Here is a 320-nt window from a genome sequence, read left to right on the forward strand (position 1 = left end):
TTTTTGTTTATATGACTCCCATCCCTTGTTTAACGTGTAAGCGCTATATATATAACTTGAGAAATTCAATTTCTACTAATACCATTCAGTTGTTTCAGTATTACACGGTCACGTGTGACGAGGGTGTGAAAGAGATTCCCTTGGACGTTAATATCGGTTGGAAAGCGGAAAAAGGGAAATGGATATCGTTGGGACGTTTTAAATTGACGCCCGGAGAACACGTGATTACTTTAAGTGATAAATCCAACACCTCGGATTTTAATATCTATGCCGATGCCGTAAAATGGGTCTATATAGAAGATGAATAGCACATGGGGACG

At 39.1% G+C, this 320-nt stretch carries 1 protein-coding gene; it reads left to right on the plus strand.

The annotated features are described in order from the left end of the window. On the plus strand, positions 1 to 308 hold a 308-nt coding region (locus PGR74_RS14055), incomplete at its 5' end, for a golvesin C-terminal-like domain-containing protein (protein WP_270517384.1). Positions 309 to 320 lie beyond the last annotated feature (12 nt).

Source organism: Sanguibacteroides sp. AM78-02pH3A (assembly GCF_027666085.1).
Classification (GTDB): domain Bacteria; phylum Bacteroidota; class Bacteroidia; order Bacteroidales; family Marinifilaceae; genus Gabonibacter; species Gabonibacter massiliensis.